This is a genomic window from Paraburkholderia steynii (assembly GCF_900100565.1).
Classification (GTDB): Bacteria; Pseudomonadota; Gammaproteobacteria; order Burkholderiales; family Burkholderiaceae; genus Paraburkholderia; species Paraburkholderia terrae.
Map to the genome: position 1 here is coordinate 39366 of NZ_FNDI01000026.1, position 23532 is coordinate 62897.

Consider the following 23532-nt stretch of genomic DNA (forward strand, 5'->3'; position numbering starts at 1 on the left):
TCATGGAAACACGCGCCGCGGCGCCTCGCCGTCTCATCGTCGCTATCACGGGAGCGACGGGCGCCATCTACGGCGTCCGGCTGCTCCAGACACTGCGCAAACTGGGCGGCGTCGAAAGCCATCTGCTGATTTCCAGCGCCGGATGGCTCAATATCCAGCACGAACTCCAATTGTCGCGTGAAGACGTGCATTCGCTCGCGGATGTCGTTCATTCCGTGCGCGACGTCGGCGCGAGCATCGCGTCCGGCTCGTTCGCGACCGATGGCATGATCATCGCGCCGTGTTCGATGAAAACGCTCGCGAGTGTCGCGCACGGCCTTTCCGACAATCTGATCACGCGCGCCGCCGATGTCACGTTGAAGGAACGTCGACGGCTCGTGCTGATGGTGCGCGAAACGCCGTTCAACCTCGCGCATCTGCGCAACATGACGGCCGTTACCGAAATGGGCGGCGTGATTTTTCCGCCGCTGCCTGCCTTCTACAATCGGCCCGAGACGATCGATCAGATGGTCGACGATACTGTCGCCCGCGTGCTCGACCTGTTCGCGCTGGGTCCGGCGCTCGCGCCCGCCTGGCAAGGGTTGAACAGTCCGTCGCAGTGAAGCGCGCGGCTGGCGCCGCTCGATTCACAACTGCCGCGAGACAATCAAATCCCCGTTTCGCCGTTTATCAAATGACAGTGCGGGCTTATATTCGCTTCAACGAAACTTATCCGGCCTTCATCGGGCCCGCACTGCCATGACCCGCTTGCCTTCCCTCTTCCTGTCGCACGGTGCGCCAACGCTGCCGATCGACCCGTCGATGCCACGCGCGGAATTCGCATCCCTATCTGCTGAAGTGCCGCGCCCGAAAGCGATCCTGATGCTGTCGGCCCATTGGATGACGCAGCAACCTGCGGCCAGCACGTCGGACGCGCCTGAGACGATTCACGACTTCTACGGCTTCCCGCGTCAGTTGTACGAGATTCAGTACCCGGCGCCGGGCGCGCCCGATATCGCGCGCCGCGCCGCCGCGCTGCTCGGCGAACAGGGCATTCCGACGGCTACACAACCGCACGGTCTCGACCACGGCGCATGGGTGCCGATGCTGCTGATGTTCCCCCACGCCGACGTGCCAATCGCGCAGCTGTCGATCCAGCCGAGGCTCGATCCCGCGCATCACTTCCGCGTCGGGCGCGCGCTGCGCCCACTGCAGGACGAAGGCGTGATGATCGTCGGTTCGGGGCAGATCACGCACAATCTGCGTGAAGCGGATTTCTCGGCACGCCCGGAAGACGCCGATCCGCGTGTCACCGAATTCACCGACTGGTTCGAGGCGCGCCTCGCCGACCGCGATATCGATGCGTTGCTCGATTACCGTCGTCAGGCACCGCACGCCGCGTTCATGCATCCAACCGACGAACATCTGCTGCCAGTGTTCGCCGCGCTTGGCGCCGCGCCGGACGATTACAAGCTCGGCATCCAGTCGCTCGGGACGTTCCAGCGCTCGCTGGCAATGACGAACTACGTGTTCGGCAACGCGTAAGCGTTTCTCCGTCGCGCGTCGCGCATACAAAAAAGCCCGCCAGAATCTGGCGGGCTTTTTTATTAGTCAGGCAGTCGATCAGGCGCCGATGCCTTCGAGAATCTCGTCGTGCGATTCGCGCTCGTTCAGATACTCGGTGCGATAGCCCGTATGCACGCCCCAGTAATAGAAGATCAGCGAGAACACAATCACCACCAGCATGTCCCAGCCATACGGCAGCACACCCAGACCGCCAAACTGCTTGCTGCCGATCAGCGACAGGATCGCCATGATGGGCAGATACGCGACCAGCCACCATGCCGCCCTCAGATCCTGGTTGAAGCCTCCGAAGCCCGACTTCGCCTGGAAGTAGAAGAACACGGGAAGCGCCACGACCATCAGCAGGATGATCTCGCCCGTCAGCGGCCACTTCGCCCAGTACAGGATCAGCGACGCGCACACGAATGCGAACGGCGCGATCACGCTCATACCCTTGATGTGCAGCGGACGCTCGAGGTCGGTCGCCGCGCGGCGCAGCGCCATCAGGCTGATCGGACCCGTCAGATACGAGATCACCGTCGCCACCGAAATGACGGCCGCCAGCGAACTCCAGCCACGGAAGAAGAACAGGAAGATGAACGATACAAACAGGTTGAACCACATCGCCGGACGCGGTACTCCGTACAGCGGATGCACCGTGCCGAACATCTTCGGCATCGTGTTGTTACGCTCCATCGCGTAGATCATGCGCGTCGTGGTCGCCATATAGGTCGTGCCCGTGCCGCTCGGGCTCACGAACGCGTCGACATACAGCAGGATTGCCAGCCAGTTCAGGTTCAGCGCGATTGCCAGTTCCGCGAACGGCGACTTGAAGTTGAACTGGTTCCAGCCCTTCACCACGTCAGCCGGATTCACCGAGCCGATGTACGCAATCTGCAGCAGCACATAGATCACCAGCGCCAGCAGGATCGAGCCGATCACTGCGAACGGCACGCTCTTCGCCGGATTACGCGCTTCGCCCGCCAGGTTGATCGGACTCTGGAAGCCGTTGAACGCGAACACGATGCCGCTCGTCGCCACCGCCGTCAGCACCGCCGACCAGCCATACGGCGCGAACGCGCCCGTGCCGCCAAGGCTTTCGCCGAGGTTTTCCTTGTGGAAGCCGCTCATCATCAGACCGAGAATCGTGAGGCCCGGGATGATGAACTTGAAGATCGTGATGGCCGTGTTCGCGCGCGCGAACACCTTCACGCCCCAGTAGTTCAGCAGGAAGTAGATGACCACCAGCACGGCCGACAGCAGAAGGCCGGGTGTCGTCAGCTCACTGTTGATAAAAAGGTTGTGCGCCCATTCGTACGGCCAGGTGCTCATGTACTGGATCGACGCTTCCGCCTCGATTGGAATCACCGACACGATTGCGATCCAGTTGGCCCACGCGCTGATAAAGCCCACCAGCGCGCCGTGCGAGTAGCGAGCATAACGAACCATGCCGCCGGACTCGGGGAACATCGCGCCGAGTTCCGCGTAGGTCAGCGCGATTGCGAGAATCACCACTGCGCCGATCACCCACGCGCACAGCGCCGCAGGGCCCGCGATCTTGGCCGCCTTCCAGGCGCCGAACAGCCAGCCGGACCCGATAATCGAGCCGAGTCCCGTCAGCATCAGCGCGAATGGGCCGATGTGCCGTTGAATAGAACTTTTCACGTCTTCTCCTATATCTGAAAGCACGCCGCTGCCGCGGCCGTTAGACACGGCTAGAAGTCATAGGAAAGACTAGGGCATACGGCGGGCGGTCGCGAGCGCGATTGCGGGTTTCTTCCACGCAGGTGCAACCGATCGTGCGCGGGGCGTAGTTTAACGGTTGCACCGCGCGATTGCAGTCAAAATACGTTTGAGCCCTACAAAAAAACCGGGGAAATAGCAAGCTTTGTAAGCATTTTTGTGCCTAATAGCCCCGTTCTATATGAGGATTTAAAGATTACGGTTGACCTTCTCTCGAAATATCCGTATAAAGGACGGGCAGGATTTCAAGCGGCGAGTGAATTGGTTCTTTCGTAGTTCGCCCATCAACGGTACTCCGGTTGGTCCTATTACCCTTCCTTGATTTTCATGCACCTCTGGGCTTCGGCCTTATTCACCATTTTTAGGAAACAGTAATATGGAAACCGGTACCGTCAAGTGGTTCAATGACGCAAAGGGCTTTGGTTTTATCACGCCGGACGCCGGCGGCGAAGATCTGTTCGCGCATTTCTCGGAAATCCGCGTAGAAGGCTTCAAGACGCTGCAGGAAAACCAAAAGGTTACCTACGACGTCAAGACGGGCCCGAAGGGCAAGCAGGCCGCTAACATCAAGCCGGTCTAAGCTTAGCTTCCTTCCGGAACGCAGAAAAACCCCGCCTAGGCGGGGTTTTTTCTTTTCTGGGTTAATCGGGATTTCGGCGCGAAATCTAAAATCTTTACCGGAATACGCGCTGCGCGTGAATGCCTAAGCCAGTTGCAACGCTGGCGAGGCGATCGCCGAATACGGGACGCGCATCGGGAAACGCCGCAGCGAGCGCGCCCGACAAAAACGCCAATCCCGTTGATCCACCCGTGAAGTACAGCGCGTCGACATCGCGCGGCGCGACGCCCGCACGCTGCACGGTATCGCGCGCAGCCTGGACGATGCGCAGCGTCTCGTCCTTGCCCGCCGCAATCAGTTGCGCTTCGTCGAATGCGAGGCGCAAATCCTCCTCGACGATTTCCAGGTCGATCAGCGTCTCGCCGCCCGCCGCCACGCCAATCTTCGCTTCTTCCGCATGCGCCGCGAGCGCATGGCCGAAACGCTGCTCGACGACGCGCATCAGCCGGTCGTGATGTCGCGTGTTCGAATAGAGATGCCGCATCAACCCGAGCTCGGACACGCGCTTCGGCGTATAGATCGTGTTGATCAGATGCCAGGTGGCGAGGTCGAAGTAAATACGGTTCGGCATCTCGCGCCCTTCGGGATCGAGCGATTGATAGCCGAGTTCGCGCAGGATCGTCGCCAGTTCGACGCGCCGGTCGAAGTCCGTTCCGGCGACATGCACGCCGTGATGCGCGAGCACATCGTCCTTGCGCTCGATACGCTTCATCCGCTCCGGCCCGACGCGCACCAGCGAGAAGTCCGACGTGCCGCCGCCGATATCCGCCACCAGCACCAGCCCTTCCTGCGTCAGATGCGCTTCGTAATCGAAGGCGGCCGCGATCGGTTCGTACTGGAAGTGAATCTCGTCGAGTCCCACCGAGCGCGCCGCCGCTTCGAGCTGCTGCTGCGCGAGCTGATCGGCGCGCGGATCGTCGTCGACGAAAAACACCGGGCGCCCGAGCACCGCGCGGCTGATCGGCGTACCCGCCGTCTGTTCCGCACAGCGCTTCAGATGCGTGACGAAGATCGCGATCACGTCGGTGTATTTGATCGCGGAGCCGTCGCCGAGATCCGTATTGTTGTCGGCCAGCGCCGAGCCGAGAATGCTCTTCATCGAGCGCATCAGCCGGCCGTCGAAGCCGTCGACATACGCTTCGAGCGCCGCGCGGCCGTACTCGCGCCGGTTTTCGTCGGTGTTGAAGAAGACGGCCGTAGGCAGCGTCGTGTAGGCGCCTTCGACAGGCGCCAGCTTCAGCGTCGCCTGCCCGGCTGGAGAACCGCCGACAGGAACGGCAACCGCCGAATTCGACGTGCCGAAGTCAATCGCGCAATAGGTCATGGCAGGATTCGCCGCTCACGCAGGCGCGCACAGAAAAAGGACGGGCTTTGTAACATGAAAGCTGTGACACCATCAACCGGGCGCGCGCAGTCCACGCTGCGGCGATGGGGAATGCAGATTGCTTCATCGATAGGTCGCACCGGGCTCGAATGAATCCGACAGGATACGCTGTTCGACGGCCCGCTTACAGAATCCTCATAAACATTGGCTCGCTCATTCAGGAGATTCAGGAGACTCGATGCAGGAACCTTCCGCCGCCACGGTTCGCGCCGACCCGGCCGGCATCGTCGAAACCGATCTGCCTTCGCGGCTTGACCGCTTGCCGTGGGGCCGCTTCCATTCGCTGATCGTCGTGGCGCTCGGCGTGACGTGGCTGCTCGACGGGCTGGAGGTGACGCTCGCGGGTTCCGTCGCGAGCGCGTTGAAGTCGAGCGAGGTGCTGCGCTTCTCGAACGCGGACGTGGGGCTGGCCGGCAGCGCGTATATCGCCGGTGCCGTGCTGGGCGCGCTCGGCTTCGGCTGGCTGACCGACCGGCTCGGCCGACGCAAGCTGTTCTTCATCACGCTCGCGCTGTATCTCGCGGCGACCGCGGCGACCGCCTTCTCGTGGAATCTCATGAGTTTTCTGGTGTTTCGCTTCCTGACGGGCGCGGGCATCGGCGGCGAGTACACGGCGATCAATTCGACGATCCAGGAATTCACACCCGCGCGCGTGCGCGGACACACCGATCTCGCGATCAACGGCACGTTCTGGATCGGCGCGGCGCTTGGCGCGGTCGGTTCGCTGGTCATGCTCGACCCGCATCTGCTGCCCGGCGACTGGGGCTGGCGCGCGTGCTTCTTCATCGGCGCGGCGCTCGCACTGGCAATCCTGCCGATGCGCGCATGGATACCCGAAAGTCCGCGCTGGCTGCTTACGCACGGTGAAGAAAAGGAAGCGCGCGAGATCGTAGAAGGGATCGAGGCGCGCTTTCGCGCGGAAAATCACACGCTCGCCGACGATGCGCTCAAACGCCTGCGCCTGCGCGCCCGTGAGCACACGACGCTGCGCGAGGTCTTCCACACGCTGTTCATGGTGCATCGGCGCCGGGCGTTGGTCGGACTGTCGCTGATGACGGCGCAGGCGTTCTTCTACAACGCGATTTTCTTCACCTACGCGCTCGTGTTGACCGATTTCTATCATGTGCCCGGTGACCATGTCGGCTGGTACATCCTGCCCTTCGCGCTCGGCAATTTCGCGGGGCCGCTGCTGATCGGCAGGCTGTTCGACGTGATCGGGCGCCGCAAGATGATCACCGCGACCTACGCGATTTCGGCGCTGCTGCTGACCGTGAGCGGCTACCTGTTCGAACAGCAGTTGCTCACCGTGACGACGCAGACCATCGCGTGGATGGTGATTTTCTTCTTCGCGTCGGCGGCGGCGAGTTCGGCGTATCTGACCGTCAGCGAATCGTTTCCACTTGAAATTCGCGCGCTCGCGATTGCGGTGTTCTACGCGTTCGGCACGGCGCTCGGCGGTATCGCGGGACCGGTGTTTTTCGGCAAGCTGATCGACACGCAGCAGCGCAGCGAAGTGTTTTCGGGTTATCTGGTCGGCTCGGCGCTGATGCTGGCCGCAGCGGTGATCGCGGCGATCTGGGGCGTGGACGCGGAACGGCGGCCACTCGAAAGCGTCGCCGCACCGCTATCCGCAATCGACGACGATTGACCGCCAATAAGCGCAAGCGACAGCCGCGCATAAAAAAACGCGGCCATCGGCCGCGTTCCGTAATAAACCAATGACGCACTGAAACAAGCTCAGAACGCCTTGTTCCACCCGCCCGCAAAAGCAATATCACCGAGCGGCACACGCGTGCGCACCGCCTTTTCGCGCTCGCGCAGCACGGGGTCGAGTTTGTCGACTTCGCCATAGTGGCCGAGCGAGATCATCGCGATCACTTCGATGTCATTGGGCACCGCGAACGCCTTGCGGAACGCATTGACGTCGAAGCCGCTCATCTGATGCGCGGCAAGGCCGAGCGCGTGCGCCTGCAACACCAGCGACAGCGCCGCCGCGCCCGCGTCGTACGGTGCGCAACGATTGATTTCGCCCTTCGCCGTCAGCGTGTGCGCCGTCACGCAGATCAGGACCGGCGCCTTCGAATTCCAGCCCTGATTGAACGGCACGAGCGTGTCGAACGCTTTCTTGAAGGAGACTTCGTCCGTCGTGCGGTCAAACACCACGAAGCGCCATGGCTGCAGGTTGTACGACGAAGGCGCCCAGCGCGCCGCCTCGAGTACCGTGCGCAGTTGCTCGCGGCTCACGGGCTCGCTCGAATACGCGCGCGGGCTCCAGCGGCCGGCGATCAGTTCATGAATGGGAACGTCGGTGCGTGCGGGTTTGGTGGTCATGCGCATTTCTCGGTCGAAATACATGATCGGCGGGCAGCAGCCCGAGGGCCCACTAGCATAACCCGAGCGCCCCGATTCCCGCCCTGCTGGTCGCGCAGATTTACAAGGCCAGAGCGCATGAAAAAAGCGCGTCGAAGCCCTTGGACCCCGACGCGCTCTTTCGTGCCGTGAAGCGGACTACAGCATCAAGCAGCCTGCGCCGCGACGCTCCGCTCGCCACGGTTGATCCGCAGCACGATGATCGACGCGACGATGCACAGCCCGCCCGAAATCATCGACGCCACCGTGTACGTGCCGAGACTCGCGCGCAGCATGCCCGCGCCGAGCGCCGCGAAGGCCGCACCCAACTGATGGCCCGCGACCACCCAGCCGAACACGACGGGCGCCGAGTCCTTGCCGTAGACATCGGTAGCGAGACGCACTGTCGGCGGCACGGTCGCGATCCAGTCGAGACCGTAGAACACCGCGAACAGCGGCAAACCGAAAAAGTCGATGCCGAACGCGTGCGGCAAATACATCAGCGACAGGCCACGCAGCCCGTAGTACCAGAACAGCAGCACACGCGCGTTGAACCGGTCGGACAGCCAGCCCGACAGCGTCGTGCCGAACAGATCGAAAATACCCATTGCCGCGAGCAGCGACGCGCCCTGCACTTCCGTCATCCCGTAGTCGCCGCACATCGCGATCAAATGCGTGCCGACGTAGCCGTTGGTACTCGCGCCGCAAATGAAGAAGCTGAAGAACAGCAGCCAGAAGTCGCGCGTCTTGCTCGCCATCGCCAGCGTGCCGAACGCGATCGCGAGCGGATTCTGCTTGCTCATGTCCGATTTGACGGGCGAGTCGGCGGGTTCGCCGAACGGACGCAGCGCCATGTCGGCGGGACGCTCCGGCAGCAGGAACGCCACCAGCGGCAGCACGAGGGCCGCCGCGATCGCGACCGTCCACACGACGGGCCGCCAGCCATGATGCTGCGCGATCGCCGCGAGCAGCGGCAGAAACACCAGTTGGCCTGTCGCCGAACTGGCCGTGAGAATGCCCATCACGAGACCGCGATGCGTGCTGAACCACCGGTTCACGACCGTCGCCGACAGCGTCAGCGCCGCCACGCCCGTCGCGCCGCCGACCATCACGCCCCACACGAGAATCATCTGCCACGGGTGGGTCATCAGCGACGACAGGCCGACGCCCGCGGCCATCATGCCGAGTGCCGTCAGAATGGTCGGACGCACGCCGAAACGCTGCATCGCCGCCGCCGCGAACGGCCCCATCAGTCCGTACAGCGCGATGTTCACGGAAATGGCCAGCGAGATCGTCGCGCGACTCCAGCCAAAGTCATGTTCGAGCGGCACCATCATCACGCTCGGGGTTGCGCGTGTGCCGGCCGCCGCGAGCAGCACCAGAAACACCACGGCCACGGCCAGCCAGCCGTAGTGGAAACGCCCACCAATTATTCTTGCTGCCCAGTTCATCGGTTCTCCAAGGTTTCCGTCACGGCTCACGGTGCTGCGATGCCAGCCGCATTCTGATTTTTACCGCTTTCGTAAAGGTGTTGTGACTGACCTGTCACAATCGGTGTTGCGATCTTAGTTACCGATCGGTAACATGTCAAGGCGTCGACTCAAGGACCACACGACCATCATGGCTAATTCCGACACTCCCAAACGCGCGCCGAGCCGTCGTTCGCAAACGGCCGGCTCAGAAGCGCAGCAGCATCTTTTGCGCGCCGCCGCCGATCTGTTCTACAAGGAAGGCGTGCGCGCGGTGGGTGTCGACGCCGTCGTCGAGCGGGCGGGCGTCAACAAGATGAGCCTGTACCGCCAGTTCTCTTCGAAAGACGATCTGGTGGTGGCGTACCTGGAACAGTCGGACGAGCAGTTCTTCAGACGTTTCGACGAAAGTCTGGCCAAACATCCGGGTGAGCCTCGGAAACAGATCGTCCAGTACTTCGAGGATCTGGCGGGGCGGGCGTCGAAAGAAGACTATCGTGGTTGCCCGTTCGTCAATGTATCGGCGGAATTTCCGGACCCGGCGCATCCGGCGCGGCTCTGCGTGCTGAACAACAAGACAAAGCTGATGGAGCGGCTCAACGCGCTCTGCACGGAAGCCGGCGCGCGCGATCCGGGCGAGCTTGCGAACGCGCTCGCGTTGCTGATCGAAGGGATCTACGCGTCGAGCCAGACCTACGGACCGGGCTGCGGACCGATTTCGGTCGCAGCGCGAGTGGCAGAACAACTTGTCGCGCAGGCGTGTGGAGAGGCGTCGGTAAAATAGCGGTTTTGCGTTTCCTGCCGGCACCGCCATGTCTTCAACGTCCCCTTTTTCGCACGATGCCATCCTCGAAGCCACGCGCCACTGGCTGACGCGAGCCGTAATCGGGCTGAACCTGTGCCCGTTCGCGAAGGCAGTGCATGTGAAGGAGCAGATTCGCTATGCGATCAGCGAAGCGACCGACATGGAAGGCGTATTGACCGATCTGGAAGCCGAGCTGCGCACGTTGGCGGATGCCGATCCCGCCGCGATCGACACGACGCTGCTCATCATTCCGCACGCGCTCAGCGATTTCCTCGAATACAACGACTGCCTGTTTTTCGCGGACCGGATGCTCAAGCAACTGCGCCTCGAAGGCACGCTGCAGATCGCCAGCTTTCACCCTCAGTATCAATTCGAAGGCCACGAGCCGGACGATATCGAGAACTACACGAACCGCGCGCCCTACCCGATTCTGCATTTGCTGCGGGAAGCGAGCATCGACCGCGCCGTCGACGCCTTTCCGGACGCCGCCGACATCTACGAGCGCAACATGGAAACGTTGCGCCGTCTCGGCCCGGAAGGCTGGCACAAATGGATGAGCGAGCCGGCCAAAGACTGACCGGCTAACGCTCGACGGGGCTCAAGCCTCGACGTAGAACCGCTCGCGCAGTTCCGGAATGCCGAGCGTGTCCATCACTTCATTGAGCCGCTCGGCGGGCCGCCGGCGCGGCAAATCCTTGTAGGTCGCGACGATGAGCTCGTTCTTCATCGAATGCTCCCAACCGACCAGTTCCGTCACGTTGACCTGATAGCCGTGCGCTTCCAGTTGCAGGCAGCGCAGCACGTTGGTGATCTGGCTGCCGAATTCGCGCGTATGTAGCGGATGCCGCCAGATTTCCGTCAACGCGTTCGCCAGCGACTTGCCCTTGTTCCTGCGGAGCACGCCGGCCACTTCCGCCTGACAGCACGGCACGACGACGATGTATTTCGCATGTTTTTCGAGCGCGAAGCGGATGGCGTCGTCGGTGGCCGTATCGCACGCGTGCAAAGCGGTGACGATGTCCACGTTCGGCGGCAGTTTGTCCGATGTAATCGATTCGGCTACGGAAAGATTGAGAAACGACATACCCTTGAAGCCGAGACGCGCCGCAAGCTCCTCCGACTTCGAGACGAGCTCCTCGCGCGTCTCAATGCCGTAGATATGCGAGTTATCCCGCAGTTCCTTGACGAACAGGTCGTAGAGAATAAAGCCGAGGTAGGACTTGCCCGCTCCGTGATCAACAAGGGACAGTTCGCCTTTCGTCTCTTTCACGTCCTGGAGCAACGGTTCAATGAACTGAAACAGGTGGTAGACCTGCTTGAGCTTGCGGCGGCTGTCCTGGTTCATCTTGCCGTCGCGCGTCAGGATATGGAGTTCCTTCAGCAGCTCGACGGACTGGTTAGGACGGACTTCGTAGGATTTGCTGGACATCGAATGAGCGTGCCACCGATTGCATCGCGAACGTGCGTCAGGTGACGGAAAAAGGGAAAAGTGTCTGTCAGTTTACCCAAAGCGCGCGGGACGGTCCCGGTTCTTGCGCGCGGACGGCGACATCGCACCCGGCCTGGAATCGTTCGTGCATGAGAATCGCCCGGGTTCGAACCTGCTGAAAAGCAGGTCGCAAGGCAGTCATCTGATGCAAGCCAGATAGTGCATGACGGCTTGCAGGATGCATAAAGAAAGACAAGCTACCGGTTACTGCAACGTCGAAGAACCGCCGGTACGCGTGGGGGAGGTCGAGCCAGAACAGGGGTTCGAACGTTACGTAACCTGAAGTGCGCCGGGACTGCTACGAAGCGCGCTCGGATCTGATGAGGCGGTAAATGGATACGACACCCAACGGAAACGCCGAGCAGAAGTTTCAGGAGCTCATGGCGAAGCTGCTGGCCACGCCCGAGTGGACAGAAAAGCAGCAACTGGAACTCGAAATGGCGCGCGACATCTCAGTCGAGATGCTGCGGCTCGCGGAAGTCATGCGCGACGGCAGCGTCGATATGGAGACGTGCCTGACCCTGCTCAAATACGCGAAAGTGCTGGACTTCGTGATGACGACGCTCGCGTCGCGCCGCGACATCAAGCCTCAGACGCTGCGCGTGATCTTCAAACTGGCCGGACTCAAAGTCGACGAAGCCTATCCGGGCTGAGTCCGCCGACGGCTGCGCGGCCCGCTCGCGCAGCCGTTTTCCGAGTTTTCCCTTTGTCTGCTGCGGCTCGTAGCCGCTTGCGACAGCCTTTGGCCAGGTTTTGCGCCTCGGTCCACGCGTAGCTTCCCGTTCCCCCTCGCGTCTCACATGCTGATGCCGCTGCGTCGCAGCATGCGCCTGCACGGGATGACTCCTATCATGCCCAACAGGTCCGGCCGAATTCAATAAGCGCATAAGACGCAAGCCGCCTCTTCGTCCCGACTCATGCATTCCGCTGGTCGTCGCGGGCGGCTTCTGGTTTCTCGGCGCATTCAGCTATCTTGTGATCGTCGGCCGCATCGAGCCATTGCCCGCCGATCCCAAGCGCCCGTAAGTGCCGGAAGGCGCGCAACGCTCGCACGTCTGATTTTTCAATAAGGCACCGAATCATGTCGACAGTCATCGCCGCGCACGCCGCCATCCGCCTTCATCCGAACGACGACGTGATCATTGCGACGCGCCAGCTCGTGTCGGGCACGCGCATCGAAACCGAGGACCTGGTCGTGACGGGTCTGATTCCGCCTGGCCACAAGATCGCGACGCGCACGATCGCGAAGGGCGAGCCCGTCAAGCGCTACAACCAGATCATCGGCGTCGCGCGCGAGTCGATTGCCCGCGGACAGCACGTACACACGCACAACCTCGGCATGGCCGAATTCGCGCGCGAGCACGAATTCGGCGTCGACACGCATCCGACTGCCGCAGCCCGCGAGCCGGCGCATTTCATGGGCATCCGTCGCGCGGACGGCCGCGTCGCAACGCGCAACTACATCGGCATTCTGACGAGCGTGAACTGCTCGGCGACCGTCGCGCGCGCCATCGCCGATCATTTCCGGCGCGACGTGCATCCGGAAGAACTCGCGGCTTTTCCGAACGTCGACGGCGTGATCGCGCTGACACATGGACTTGGCTGCGGCGTCGATCTGCGCGGCGAAGGCATGGCGATCCTGCAGCGCACGCTAGTGGGTTACGCGGCGCACGCGAACTTCGCGTCGGTGCTGTTCGTCGGGCTGGGTTGCGAGACGAACCAGATTGGCGGCGTGCTCGAATCGGGCGGTCTCGCCGACAACACCGCGCAACTGCGCAGCTTCACGATTCAGGACAGCGGCGGCACGCGCAAAACCATCGAGCGCGGCATCGCGATGGTGCGCGACATGCTCGCCGACGCGAACAGTGCGGTGCGCGAGAAGGTGAGCGCGTCGCATCTGATGGTCGGCTTGCAGTGCGGCGGCTCGGACGGCTATTCGGGGATATCGGCGAATCCGGCGTTGGGCGCGGCCGTCGACCGTCTCGTGCAGCATGGCGGCACGGCGATACTGTCGGAGACGCCCGAAGTCTATGGCGCCGAGCATCTGCTCACGCGCCGCGCAGTAAGCCGCGAAGTCGGCGAGAAGCTGCTTGCGCGCATCGCGTGGTGGCAGGACTATTGCGCGCGCAACGGCGCGGCACTCGACAACAATCCGTCGGCGGGCAACAAGGTCGGCGGCTTGACGACCATCCTCGAGAAGTCGCTCGGCGCGGTTGCGAAAGGCGGCACGACGAATCTCGTCGACGTGTACGAGTACGCGCAGCCGATTCGCGCGAAGGGTTTCGTGTTCATGGATTCGCCCGGCTACGACCCGATGTCGGCGACAGGCCAGGTCGCATCGGGCGCGAACCTGATCTGCTTCACGACGGGGCGCGGCTCCGCCTATGGCTGCGCGCCGTCACCCTCGTTGAAGCTAGCGACCAACACCGCGCTGTGGGAACGCCAGGAAGAAGACATCGACATCAACTGCGGCGGCGTGATCGACGGCACGGCATCCATCGATCAACTCGGCGCGGACATCTTCCAGATGATGCTCGACTGCGCGTCAGGCACGCGCTCGAAAAGCGAACTGCACGGCTATGGACAGAACGAGTTCGTGCCCTGGCAAGTCGGCGTGGTGACCTGAGCGCGGATCGGCCGGGCTGAAGTTATGCGGCGGCGGGCGCGCCGAGCGGCGGCGTGCCATCGTGGAACATCGACTTCAATTGCGCGCGCAGTTCAGGGGAATCGCTGTGCTTGTGCGCCTGCATCGCGTGCGCGACGGCGGCTTCGAGCAGTTCGTTTTCCGAATCGGCGCACAGGGCGACCGTGCAGTTGATGTCGCTCGGGCATTCGCGGCAATCGATGTATTTGCGGCCCATGACAGACTCCTCAGATCAAAGTCGTCGCGCGCAACGCGTGCGTTGGCGTCGCCTCGGCGTGCATATCGGCGAGGCTTCGGGCAGCGGGAAATGCGTGAGTTGTGCGCGGCTGGGCGGCGCGGCGTGCGCCGGAAAAGAATGTGTGTGAGAAAAGTATAGGTTGCAGTGTGTGCTTGCCTGCTCCGGGTTTGCCCCGCTTCCAGGTGGGTGGGACAATACCGGCCTTCGCGCCGAGCGCGTTTCACCGCCATCCACGTCACTTTCCATCGATGCCGAATTCGTCCGATCACCCCACGCATCACGCCCGCATTGCCGTTATCGGCGGCGGCCCTGCGGGGCTGATGGCCGCCGAAGCGCTGGCGAGTGGCGGTGCGCGCGTCGACGTGTACGACGCGATGCCATCCGTCGGACGCAAGTTTCTGATGGCGGGCAAAGGCGGCATGAACATCACGCACTCCGAGCCGATCGAGCCGTTTCTCGGCCGCTATGGCAAGCGCCGCGCCGACATCGCGCCGTTGCTCGACGCATTCGGCCCGCACGCGCTGCGTGCATGGCTCGACGAACTGGGCGTTGCGACCTTCGTCGGCAGCTCGGGCCGCGTGTTTCCGACCGACATGAAAGCCGCGCCGATGCTGCGCGCTTGGCTGCATCGGTTGCGGGAAACGGGAGTGCAGTTTCACATGCGCCATAAATGGATCGGCTGGGCTGAGCCCGCTTCGTCCGATACGCATGGCCTGCGCTTCGCGACGCCGGAGGGCGAACGCGAAGTCAGCGCCGATGCCGTCGTGTTCGCTTTGGGCGGCGGTAGTTGGGCGCGCCTCGGGTCCGATGCCGCGTGGGTTCCGTTGATGCAACAACGCGAGATTCCCGTCGCGCCCCTCTTGCCCGCGAACTGCGGCTTCGACGCGGACTGGACCGAGTACTTTCGCGAACGCTATGCGGGACAGCCGGTGAAGCCGGTTTCGATCGCCGTCAAAAGCGTGGACGGCACGGTCCAGCATCGACAAGGTGAGTTCGTCGTGACGTCGACGGGGATCGAAGGAAGCCTTGTGTATGCGTTGTCTTCGGTGATTCGCGACCGCCTGCTCGCCAATGGCGAAGCGACGATAACGCTCGATCTCGCACCGGGCCTGAGCGCGCAACGTGTGATCGACGAAGTGACGCGGCCGCGCGGCTCGCGATCGATGTCGAGTCACTTGCATAGCCGTATCGGCATTACGGGCGTGAAGCTCGGCTTGCTGCACGAATGTCTTTCGAAGGAAGACTTCACCGATGCCGCGAAGCTCGCGCAAGCCATCAAGTCATTGCCGCTGCGGCTGACGCGCGCGCGGCCCATCGACGAAGCGATCAGCAGCGCGGGCGGGATTCCGTTCGAAGCGCTCGATGACGCGTTGATGATCCGACAACTGCCCGGCGTGTTCTGCGCGGGCGAGATGCTCGACTGGGAAGCGCCGACGGGCGGCTATCTGTTGACTGCGTGCTTCGCCAGCGGCCTCGTGGCTGGACGCGGCGCACTGGCTTATATCCTTCAGCGCTAACTCACCCGGTCACGGCTTCGTTGCGATTCTCTTGGCCTTGAGCCGCCACAGCGACGTGACTTCGGCCTTGCGCGCGGCGTGCAACGGATCATCGGCGTCCGTCGCTTTCGGATGACGCGGCTTGATGTCCTCGCGCCCGACGACGACCAGACCGGCATTGTCGATGGCGGCCAGCAACCAGTCGCGCGTGCGCATGCCCAGATGTTCCGCGAAGTCCGACAGAATCAGCCAGCCCTCGCCGCCCGGTGAAAGATGAGCGCCGAGTCCGTTCAGAAAGCCGAGCAGCATGCGGCTTTCGTAGTCGTACACGGCGCTTTCGATCGGCGACGCAGGACGCGCCGGCACCCACGGCGGATTGCAGACGACAAGCGGCGCGCGGCCTTCGGGGAACAGATCGGCCGCGATCACATCGACCGGTTTGTCATAGCCGAGCCGCGTCAGGTTCTCTTTGGCGCACGCGAGCGCGCGCGGGTCCTGATCGGTTGCGACGATCCGCTTGACGCCCCGCTTCGCGAGCACCGCCGACAGCACGCCCGTGCCAACACCGATATCGAATGCCTTTTCCACCGACGGAAGCGGCGTTCGCGCAACCAGATCGACATACTCGCCGCGCACGGGAGAGAACACGCCGTAGTACGGATGGATGCGCTCCTGCAAAGCGGGAATCTCAACGCCCTTCTTGCGCCACTCATGCGCGCCGATCATGCCGAGCAGTTCGCGCAACGAGACCACGGACGGTTCCTGCGAAGGCGGGCCGTAGACTTCTTCGCATGTCTGCTGCACGTTCGGCGCGCGGCGCAATGGAATCGTGTAGTCGCCTTCGAGCGGAATCAGCAGCATGCCGAGCGTGCGCGCGCGTTGCGACTGCGCTTGCCGGTGCAGGTTGAAGGCGTCCAGTGGGGTTTCAGCAACCTGCTTGCGCGGCTTGCGTTCCAGGCGGCGGGTCATCGCCTGCAGCAACTGGCGGGCGTTCTGAAAGTCGCCGCGCCACAACAACGCGGTGCCTTCGCAGGCGAGGCGATAGGCGGCGTCGGCTGTCGTGCGGTCGTCAGCGATGACGACGCGCTTCGCGGGCGGAACAGCGGCTTCCGAGCGCCAGCGCGCGGATTGCGGGCCTTCGGCTTCGGGCCAGGTAAGCGTGGGGAAATTGGTCATGTCCGTATTGTATTGAACCGTTGGGCCTCGTCGACATCGTGTCCGTTTCGGAGGGATGAGACTTTTGAGGACGACTGAACGGGAAACAGTGGAGTGGACCAAAGAAAAACGGGTTACACGGTAGGCCCGTGTAACCCGTTTTTTTGATACTGGTGCCGGCTGCAGGACTCGAACCCGCCACCTCATGATTACAAGTCAAGCGCTCTACCTGATGAGCTAAGCCGGCGTGAGACTTGAGACCGCGATTCTACTTCATTTCACGACTTTGAGGTGACCTCTTCCGCCGCCTTTTGTTCCATCGTCGTCGGGTCGCGGCTCGTCATCGGTTTCGCTGACTTTTTCCGCAGCAGCCTGTGGCGCCGCTTCACGCGCTTCGGCGATCACGGCCTCTTCGTCCTCGGAATCCGTCGCCTCGCCGCCCGCCGACTCGACCGGGAACGCCATTCCCTGCCCATTTTCGCGTGCGTAAATGGCGAGCACGTTTGCAACGGGCACCTCGATCTTGTGCGACTTGCCCGAGAACCGCGCGTTGAACTCGATCCACTCATTGCCCATCTGCAACTGGCTCGTTGCCTCGAAGCTGATGTTCAACACGATCTCGTTGTCGCGCACGAACTGGCGCGGCACGCGCGTCTGGTTGTCGACACGCACCGCGATATGCGGCGTATAGCCGTTATCGGTACACCATTCGTACAGCGCGCGCAGCAGGTACGGCTTCGTGGAAATCTCTTGCATCAACTGTCCTTTTGCCGGGCAGGCGCGCGAACCAGACGCCGCGCGCCACACCCGAAGCCAATCTCAAACTCAGCGGCGCATCACCTTTTCCGACGGCGTCAGCGCTTCGATATAGGCCGGACGGCTGAAAATACGCTCGGCGTACTTCATCAGCGGCGCAGCGTTCTTCGACAGTTCGATGCCGTAGTGATCCAGACGCCACAACAGCGGCGCGATCGCGACGTCGAGCATCGAGAACTCTTCGCCGAGCATGTACTTGTTCTTCAGGAAGATCGGTGCGAGCTGCGTCAGGCGATCGCGAATAGCCAGGCGCGCCTTTTCGTGGTTCTTCTCAGCGGCCTTGCCCTTCTCGTTCTCGAGCGTGCCGACGTGGACGAACAGCTCCTTCTCGAAATTGAGCAGGAACAGACGCGCGCGAGCGCGCTGGACGGGATCGGCGGGCATCAGTTGCGGATGCGGGAAGCGCTCGTCGATGTACTCGTTGATGATGTTCGATTCGTACAGGATCAGATCCCGTTCGACGAGGATCGGCACCTGACCATACGGATTCATCACGGCGATGTCTTCCGGTTTGTTGAACAGGTCGACGTCGCGGATTTCGAAGTCCATGCCCTTTTCGAACAACACCAGCCGGCAGCGCTGGGAGAACGGGCAAGTAGTGCCGGAATACAGAACCATCATGTTTGCGTTTCCTCAAAAAACTTAAAGGGCCAGCGAGCGGGTAAAACCGTTTTTCAGGTCTCCCCTTGCGCCGGCCCCACACCAGTTACGGCGTGACTATTTGATATCTTTCCAGTACGCGGCGTTCAGTCGCCAGGCTAAAAAGCTCAGAACGCCCAGAAACAGCAGCACCCACACGCCAAGCTGGCGACGGGTCTTCTGCGTCGGTTCGGACATCCATGACAGGTACGACACGAGGTCGGCCACAGCAGAATCATAATCTACCGGCGACATCGTCCCCGGCGTGACCTGCTGGTATCCCACGAATTTCTTGACCTTTTCCTTCGTGTGTTCGTCGATTTCGTCTTCGAACTTCGCCGTTCTCTGCCCCTGAAGCTCCCATAGCACGTGAGGCATGCTCACGTTCTCGTACACCCTATTGTTCCAGCCGGTCGGCCGTGTGTCATCGCGGTAGAAACTGCGCAAATACGTATACAGCCAGTCGCGGTTTCTTGCCCGCGCTTCCACCGACAGATCCGGCGGCGTCGCGCCGAACCACGCTTTCGCGTCGTCGGGGCGCATCGCAACCGTCATCGTGTTACCGACTTTATCTGTCGTGAACAGCAGGTTTTTTTCAATTTCCTTCTGCGAAATGCCGATATCCTGCAATCGGCTGTACCGCATCAGGTTCGCACTATGGCAATTCAGGCAGTAGTTTACAAACAATTGGGCGCCGTGCTGCAACGAAGCAATATTGTCCGCGTTGTCGGGCGCACGGTCGAGCGGCAATTCGCCTTCCGCGCGAACGGACGTCGCGGATAGCGCCAGCACGGTTGCACCGAGCAGCGCGAGCGTCGAAAGCAGTTTTCTCATTTTCGTTTTCTCCTGGCTCGCGGTTAGTGGGGTTTGAACCGCACTCGTTCGGGTGGCTGCTTGAACTTGCCAAGCGGCGTCCAGAACGGCATGCCGAGGAAAAACGCGAAATAGATCAGCGCGCAGATCTGTGCGATCAGCGTCGAGGCTGTCGACGGTGGCCTGGTTCCGAGGAACGCCAACGTCAGGAAGGCCAGCACGAAGATCCCGTAAAACACCTTGTGGAAAAACGGCCGGTAGCGGATCGATTTCACCGGCGACCGGTCGAGCCACGGCAGGAAGAACAGCGACACGACCGCGCTGCCCATCACCACGACGCCCCAGAACTTGGACTCCGTGAACGCCATCGCGAGGATCACCAGAATGGCGAGCACGGGTAGGCCGAGCTTCCACTTGCCGCGCGCGCGGATTAGCGCGAACAGCCCGAGCAGACCGATCACGATCATCAGCACGATCTTGAACGGGTCGGTGGTGGCACGCAGCATCGCGTAGAACGCGGTGAAGTACCAGACCGGCGCGATTTCCGGTGGCGTTTGCAGCGGGTTTGCCGGGACGAAGTTGTTCGACTCGAGGAAGTAGCCGCCCATTTCCGGCGCGAAGAAGATGATCGCCGCGAACACCATCAGGAAGACGCACACGCCCATGAAGTCGTGTACCGAGTAGTACGGGTGGAACGGAATGCCATCGAGCGGAATGCCGTTCGCGTCCTTCTTCGCCTTGATCTCGATGCCGTCCGGGTTATTCGACCCCACTTCATGCAGCGCGACGATGTGCGCGACCACCAGCCCCAGCAGCACCAGCGGAATCGCGATCACGTGAAACGCGAAGAAGCGGTTCAGCGTGACGTCGGACACGACGTAGTCGCCGCGAATCCAAAGCGACAGGTCCGGACCGATGAACGGAATCGCCGAGAACAGGTTCACGATCACCTGCGCGCCCCAGTACGACATCTGGCCCCACGGCAGCAGATAGCCGAAGAACGCCTCGGCCATCAGGCACAGGAAAATCGCGCAGCCGAAGATCCACACCAGTTCACGCGGCTTGCGATACGAGCCGTACAGCAGCCCGCGGAACATATGCAGATACACGACGACGAAGAACATCGACGCGCCCGTGGAGTGCATGTAGCGGATCAGCCAGCCCCACGGCACCTCGCGCATGATGTATTCGACCGATGCGAACGCGAGCAGCGAATCGGGCTTGTAGTTCATCGTCAGGAAGATGCCGGTGACGATCTGATTGACCAGCACCAGCAGCGCCAGCGAGCCGAAGAAGTACCAGAAGTTGAAGTTCTTCGGCGCGTAGTACTCGGAGACGTGAGCTTTCCAGGTCGCCGTCATCGGAAAGCGGCGATCGATCCAGCCCGTAAGTCCCGTCGTTTCTACTTCTTTTTCGGTCGTCGCCATTACGCTTCTCCTTTCTCGTCCTTGCCGATCACGAGCGTGTTGCCGGTGATCATGTAAGGCGGGATGTCGAGGTTTTGCGGCGCAGGTTTGTTCTTGAAGACGCGGCCCGCCATGTCATAGGTCGAGCCATGGCAGGGGCAGAGAAAGCCACCCGGCCAGTCATCGGGAAGATTGGGCTGCGCGCCCTCCTGGAAGCGCGGAGTCGGCGTGCAGCCCAGATGGGTGCATACCGCGACAGCAACGAAAAGATTCTTGTGGTCGGCGCGCGAGCGGAACTCGTTCTTGGTGTAGTCCGGCTCGGGCATCGAAAACGGGTTCTTGCTTTCGGGATCGGCAACTTCCTTGTCGGCCTTCTGGACGTCGGCCAACTGCTTGTCAGTACGATTGATGATCCAGACCGGCTTGCCACGCCATGCGACCGTCATCATGTCGCCTGGCTTGAGGTTGGAGATATCGACCTCGACGGGGGCTCCCGCCGCCTTGGCTTTTTCGGATGGTGCAAATGAACTAACAAAGGGTACGACGGTGGCGACTCCTCCGATGCCACCTGCTACGGTCGTCGCAATCAGCCAGCTACGGCGGCCGCCATCGACGCGTTCATCTTCCTTGTCTCGCATCACACGCCCCACTTCTGAGTTGGATTTTTCCTTCACGTCGGGTCTACCGCCGCTAGTTTGCTCGAATGGAGTCGGCATTTACAAGGGCCGATTGCCAAAAACCGTGCGAAGTCATTGATAAATCAGGGTTTCCCCGCACGGATCGCAAACATTTTTACGGCTTTTATTAAGCATTTCCTCCGTTTTTCAATCCTTTTCTTCGCCTAATCCGGCCGGTATTCAAACTGGATTATGAATATCGATAAAAAGGTGTTCCAGCTCGAATTGCTCGGACAGATGCGCGCCCAGCGCCTGCACACCGTAGCGCTCGGTTGCGTGATGACCGGCCGAGATGAACGCTACACCGCTTTCCGCCGCCGTATGCACGGTCGGCTCCGAGATTTCCCCCGTCAGATAGACGTCCGCGCCGGCGTCGATCGCCGCGTCGAAATAACCCTGCGCCGCGCCCGTACACCACGCAACGCGGCGCAAATTCTTGTCGGGATCGCCGAATACGAGCGGCGTGCGGCCGAGGGTCTGCTCAACCTCCGCGGTGAAGTGCGCGAGCGTGATCGGCATGGGCAGCGTGCTCATCCAGCCGATGTCGTTTTCGCCGAAACGGCCGTCGGCGATTAGACCGAACTTCGCGCCGAGCTGCGCGTTGTTGCCGTACACAGGATGATCGTCGAGTGGCAGATGAAAAGCGAACAGATTCAGGTCGTTCGCGAGCAGCGCCTTGAGCCGCTGATATTTGCGGCCGGTGATCTGCGGCGCCTCGTTGCGCCAGAAGTAGCCGTGGTGGACCAGCACGGCGTCTGCGCCCCACTCCAGCGCGGCTTCCAGAAAGGCCAGCGACGCCGTCACGCCCGTCGCGATTTTCTCGACCTTGCGCCGCCCTTCGACCTGCAGACCATTGGGGCAATAGTCCTTGAACCGCGAAGTTTCAAGGAGATTGTTCAAGTACAATTCGAGTTCGATCCGATCCATATCACCCTCTAATTTTCAGATGCTCAGACGCTTTTGGCTGTTCTTCGCCCAGGCGGTGACCGTGCTGCTGGCGCTGATGTTCATCATTGCGACCCTCAAACCGCAGTGGCTGCAGCGTCAAGGGCAGTTCGGCAAGCAACTGGCCGAGCCGATCGTCGCGCTCCGAGAGGTGGCACCCGGAATCGGTAGCGGTGGCAATGCCCAGAATTCCTACGCGGACGCGGCGCAAAAGGCGATGCCTGCCGTGGTCAACGTGTTTTCCAGCAAGGACGGCTCGCTTCCGCCCGACCCGCGCGCGAAAGATCCGCTGTTCCGCTATTTCTTCGGCGACAAGAACAAAAAGCAGCAAGAGCAACCCGCGGCCAATCTCGGCTCAGGCGTTATCGTGAGTTCGGAAGGTTACATTCTAACGAACCAGCACGTCGTGGACGGCGCCGATCAGATCGAAATCGCGCTCGCCGACGGACGCACCACGAACGCCAAGGTGATCGGCGTCGATCCCGAGACCGATCTCGCCGTGCTGAAGGTCAACATGACCAACCTCCCCACTATCACGCTCGGCCGCATGGACCAGACGCGCGTCGGCGATGTGGTGCTCGCGATCGGCAATCCGTTCGGCGTCGGGCAGACGGTTACGATGGGTATCGTCAGCGCGCTTGGCCGCAATCACCTCGGCATCAATACGTTCGAAAACTTCATTCAGACCGACGCGCCGATCAATCCCGGCAACTCGGGCGGCGCGCTCGTCGACGTGAACGGTAACCTGCTTGGCATCAACACGGCGATCTACTCGCGCTCGGGCGGCTCGCTCGGCATCGGTTTCGCGATTCCCGTTTCGACGGCGCGCAGCGTGCTCGAAAGCATCATCACGACGGGCACCGTAACGCGCGGCTGGATCGGCGTCGAACCGCAGGACGTGACGCCGGAGATCGCTGAATCGTTCGGGCTGGATCAGAAGTCGGGCGCGATCGTCGCAGGCGTGCTCAAGGGCGGCCCCGCCGACAAGGCCGGCATCAAACCCGGCGACATTCTGGTGTCGGTCAATGGCCAGGACATCACCGACACCACGCGCCTTCTGAACGTGATCGCGCAGATCAAGCCCGGCACTGACGCAAAGGTGCATCTGGTACGCAAGAACAAGGAAATGGATCTGAACGTGATGATCGGCAAGCGCCCGCCGCCGCCGAAACAGCCTTCAGACGAAAGCGATGACGACGATGGCGGTTGAGCCGTCAATCGGTCGGCCGGTCGGTTAGCGAAGTCAAACAAAAAGGGCAGTCTCCAACGGAGCACTGCCCTTTTTGCTTTCTTGACGCGTCTC

24 protein-coding genes and 1 tRNA gene are annotated in these 23532 nt (G+C 61.8%); 10 read left to right on the top strand and 15 right to left on the bottom strand.

Annotation, left to right across the window (positions count from 1 at the left end; genetic code table 11):
* The first annotated feature begins 2 nt into the window (after positions 1-2).
* Together BLT65_RS34565 and BLT65_RS34570 are read left to right on the top strand one after the other, a co-directional pair.
* A complete protein-coding gene (locus BLT65_RS34565) occupies positions 3-602 on the top strand; it encodes a UbiX family flavin prenyltransferase (RefSeq protein ID WP_091786783.1) in 600 nt (199 codons plus the stop codon).
* 136 nt (positions 603-738) lie between these two features.
* Entirely contained in the window at positions 739-1524 is a 786-nt protein-coding gene (locus tag BLT65_RS34570) for a DODA-type extradiol aromatic ring-opening family dioxygenase (RefSeq protein ID WP_042313793.1), read from the top strand.
* Positions 1525-1602: 78 nt separating this feature from the next.
* Here BLT65_RS34570 and BLT65_RS34575 read toward each other — a convergent pair whose 3' ends face one another.
* Positions 1603-3207 (bottom strand): APC family permease, encoded by a 1605-nt coding sequence (locus tag BLT65_RS34575; RefSeq protein ID WP_091786786.1) that lies wholly within the window; start codon positions 3205-3207, stop codon positions 1603-1605.
* Positions 3208-3661: 454 nt separating this feature from the next.
* Between BLT65_RS34575 and BLT65_RS34580 the strand changes: the two genes are divergently transcribed.
* Positions 3662-3865, top strand: a complete 204-nt coding sequence (locus BLT65_RS34580; protein WP_007731769.1) for a cold-shock protein — start codon at positions 3662-3664, stop codon at positions 3863-3865.
* Between the two features lie 94 nt (positions 3866-3959).
* On the opposite strand, the gene BLT65_RS34585 is transcribed toward BLT65_RS34580, so the two are convergent.
* The gene (locus BLT65_RS34585; RefSeq protein WP_042313799.1) at positions 3960-5228 is read right to left on the bottom strand and encodes an Hsp70 family protein; all 1269 of its coding nucleotides are present in this window, start codon (positions 5226-5228) and stop codon (positions 3960-3962) included.
* 238 nt (positions 5229-5466) lie between these two features.
* On the opposite strand from BLT65_RS34585, the gene BLT65_RS34590 reads away from it, so the two are divergent.
* Positions 5467-6936, top strand: coding sequence for an MFS transporter (locus tag BLT65_RS34590; RefSeq protein ID WP_091786790.1), 1470 nt, complete (start codon positions 5467-5469; stop codon positions 6934-6936).
* Positions 6937-7025: 89 nt separating this feature from the next.
* Here BLT65_RS34590 and BLT65_RS34595 read toward each other — a convergent pair whose 3' ends face one another.
* Positions 7026-7619 (bottom strand): nitroreductase family protein, encoded by a 594-nt coding sequence (locus BLT65_RS34595; RefSeq protein ID WP_091786912.1) that lies wholly within the window; start codon positions 7617-7619, stop codon positions 7026-7028.
* 185 nt (positions 7620-7804) lie between these two features.
* Positions 7805-9088 (bottom strand): MFS transporter, encoded by a 1284-nt coding sequence (locus tag BLT65_RS34600; protein ID WP_091786793.1) that lies wholly within the window; start codon positions 9086-9088, stop codon positions 7805-7807.
* Positions 9089-9257: 169 nt separating this feature from the next.
* On the opposite strand from BLT65_RS34600, the gene BLT65_RS34605 reads away from it, so the two are divergent.
* Together BLT65_RS34605 and BLT65_RS34610 are read left to right on the top strand one after the other, a co-directional pair.
* The gene (locus BLT65_RS34605; RefSeq protein ID WP_091786796.1) at positions 9258-9890 is read left to right on the top strand and encodes a TetR/AcrR family transcriptional regulator; all 633 of its coding nucleotides are present in this window, start codon (positions 9258-9260) and stop codon (positions 9888-9890) included.
* Positions 9891-9918: 28 nt separating this feature from the next.
* Positions 9919-10488 carry a DUF1415 domain-containing protein gene (locus BLT65_RS34610; RefSeq protein ID WP_091786799.1) on the top strand — a complete coding sequence of 190 codons (570 nt, stop codon included), beginning with the start codon at positions 9919-9921 and terminating at the stop codon, positions 10486-10488.
* A 21-nt stretch (positions 10489-10509) separates the two neighbouring features.
* On the opposite strand, the gene BLT65_RS34615 is transcribed toward BLT65_RS34610, so the two are convergent.
* Positions 10510-11340 carry a class I SAM-dependent methyltransferase gene (locus BLT65_RS34615; RefSeq protein WP_007731782.1) on the bottom strand — a complete coding sequence of 277 codons (831 nt, stop codon included), beginning with the start codon at positions 11338-11340 and terminating at the stop codon, positions 10510-10512.
* Between the two features lie 392 nt (positions 11341-11732).
* On the opposite strand from BLT65_RS34615, the gene BLT65_RS34620 reads away from it, so the two are divergent.
* A complete protein-coding gene (locus BLT65_RS34620; RefSeq protein WP_007731784.1) occupies positions 11733-12053 on the top strand; it encodes a type II toxin-antitoxin system HicA family toxin in 321 nt (106 codons plus the stop codon).
* 262 nt (positions 12054-12315) lie between these two features.
* On the opposite strand, the gene BLT65_RS34625 is transcribed toward BLT65_RS34620, so the two are convergent.
* Complete coding sequence (locus BLT65_RS34625; RefSeq protein ID WP_091786802.1) at positions 12316-12495, bottom strand: hypothetical protein; 180 nt, start codon at positions 12493-12495, stop codon at positions 12316-12318.
* Between BLT65_RS34625 and BLT65_RS34630 the strand changes: the two genes are divergently transcribed.
* Positions 12482-14026 carry a UxaA family hydrolase gene (locus BLT65_RS34630; protein WP_091786805.1) on the top strand — a complete coding sequence of 515 codons (1545 nt, stop codon included), beginning with the start codon at positions 12482-12484 and terminating at the stop codon, positions 14024-14026. The two genes, BLT65_RS34625 and BLT65_RS34630, sit on opposite strands and share 14 nt — an antisense overlap.
* 22 nt (positions 14027-14048) lie before the next feature.
* Here the strand turns inward: BLT65_RS34630 and BLT65_RS34635 are convergent, their stop codons facing one another.
* Positions 14049-14261 carry a DUF1059 domain-containing protein gene (locus tag BLT65_RS34635; protein ID WP_035989024.1) on the bottom strand — a complete coding sequence of 71 codons (213 nt, stop codon included), beginning with the start codon at positions 14259-14261 and terminating at the stop codon, positions 14049-14051.
* A gap of 269 nt (positions 14262-14530) precedes the next feature.
* Here BLT65_RS34635 and BLT65_RS34640 point away from each other — a divergent pair, with 269 nt between their 5' ends.
* Entirely contained in the window at positions 14531-15799 is a 1269-nt protein-coding gene (locus tag BLT65_RS34640; RefSeq protein ID WP_091786808.1) for a TIGR03862 family flavoprotein, read from the top strand.
* A 9-nt stretch (positions 15800-15808) separates the two neighbouring features.
* Here BLT65_RS34640 and BLT65_RS34645 read toward each other — a convergent pair whose 3' ends face one another.
* From BLT65_RS34645 to BLT65_RS34680, 8 genes are all read right to left on the bottom strand, one after another.
* Entirely contained in the window at positions 15809-16954 is a 1146-nt protein-coding gene (locus BLT65_RS34645) for a methyltransferase (RefSeq protein WP_091786812.1), read from the bottom strand.
* A 150-nt stretch (positions 16955-17104) separates the two neighbouring features.
* Positions 17105-17180: transfer RNA gene (locus BLT65_RS34650), tRNA-Thr, on the bottom strand.
* A gap of 26 nt (positions 17181-17206) precedes the next feature.
* Positions 17207-17689 carry a ClpXP protease specificity-enhancing factor gene (locus tag BLT65_RS34655; protein ID WP_091786815.1) on the bottom strand — a complete coding sequence of 161 codons (483 nt, stop codon included), beginning with the start codon at positions 17687-17689 and terminating at the stop codon, positions 17207-17209.
* A 69-nt stretch (positions 17690-17758) separates the two neighbouring features.
* The gene (locus BLT65_RS34660) at positions 17759-18370 is read right to left on the bottom strand and encodes a glutathione S-transferase N-terminal domain-containing protein (RefSeq protein WP_006052302.1); all 612 of its coding nucleotides are present in this window, start codon (positions 18368-18370) and stop codon (positions 17759-17761) included.
* Positions 18371-18466: 96 nt separating this feature from the next.
* Positions 18467-19222 carry a cytochrome c1 gene (locus BLT65_RS34665; RefSeq protein WP_091786818.1) on the bottom strand — a complete coding sequence of 252 codons (756 nt, stop codon included), beginning with the start codon at positions 19220-19222 and terminating at the stop codon, positions 18467-18469.
* A gap of 23 nt (positions 19223-19245) precedes the next feature.
* A complete protein-coding gene (locus tag BLT65_RS34670; protein WP_042313826.1) occupies positions 19246-20628 on the bottom strand; it encodes a cytochrome b in 1383 nt (460 codons plus the stop codon).
* Positions 20628-21245, bottom strand: coding sequence for a ubiquinol-cytochrome c reductase iron-sulfur subunit (gene petA / locus BLT65_RS34675; protein ID WP_009771328.1), 618 nt, complete (start codon positions 21243-21245; stop codon positions 20628-20630). Before petA ends, BLT65_RS34670 begins: the two co-directional genes overlap by 1 nt.
* Positions 21246-21464: 219 nt before the next feature.
* On the bottom strand, positions 21465-22211 hold the full coding sequence (locus BLT65_RS34680; protein WP_042313827.1) for a Nif3-like dinuclear metal center hexameric protein: 747 nt from the start codon (positions 22209-22211) through the stop codon (positions 21465-21467).
* A 19-nt stretch (positions 22212-22230) separates the two neighbouring features.
* Here BLT65_RS34680 and BLT65_RS34685 point away from each other — a divergent pair, with 19 nt between their 5' ends.
* The gene (locus BLT65_RS34685; RefSeq protein WP_042313829.1) at positions 22231-23439 is read left to right on the top strand and encodes a Do family serine endopeptidase; all 1209 of its coding nucleotides are present in this window, start codon (positions 22231-22233) and stop codon (positions 23437-23439) included.
* Positions 23440-23532: the final 93 nt, after the last annotated feature.